Origin of the sequence: Anabaena sp. CCY 0017 (assembly GCF_963920885.1) — a bacterium.
Lineage (GTDB): Bacteria > Cyanobacteriota > Cyanobacteriia > Cyanobacteriales > Nostocaceae > Nodularia.
In genome coordinates this window covers 1-645 of record NZ_CAWUDG010000077.1, presented here as the reverse complement: position 1 = coordinate 645, position 645 = coordinate 1, and the positions used below count along the sequence as shown (strand labels likewise).

The window sequence follows — 645 nt, the reverse complement described above, 5'->3', positions numbered from 1 at the left end:
AGGTTGGTGCGATAGCTGCGCTCGCCGAAGGCATCGCTAAAAACTATATTTAAGTATATTTAATATATTTATACAGCTAAATCAGTAATAGCACTGGAATAAATTCCTGTTTCCATTCGAGGAGATAAATAGGACTCGTTTTTTGGGCAAAAAAAAGGTAGGATTCCCAAATAGTAAAGGTTTCGATATCTGACATCAAAACAGGGAGTGCCTACACAGAATGAAAAATAGTATATATTCTAGCTTCGATTTAAACAAATCTTTAGGACAGTTTCAAGAAAAAGTTACGAAACTTTTAGAATTAACGAACATATCAGAATGGGATGGACGCGTTTTCAAGAAACGAGAGGAAAAAATTAGAGAATCTGCATTAGTTTTAGCAGGAGAATGTACAGCTTTGTTACTGCATAAGCTGTCAAAATCTCAAGAGTTTTTGGATAAAGCAATGCAGGAGACACAAGGATGGTGGCATCCTAACACGCAAAAACATGGTTGTAAAAAGCGCCAAATATTAACAATTGGTAACGTAGAAGTAAATTTTAAATTACCTTATGTAGTTGAACGTCCAACTCAAGCAAAGAAAAATCAAAAAATCTTAAATGAAGGATTTTGCCCATTCTTAAGATATTTAGGAATGTCCCAGGG

1 pseudogene is annotated in these 645 nt (G+C 34.7%); it reads left to right on the top strand.

The features are described from left to right. Positions 1-220: 220 nt before the first annotated feature. A pseudogene (locus tag ACM0OW_RS25760) lies at positions 221-645 on the top strand (ISLre2 family transposase); the annotation flags it as partial.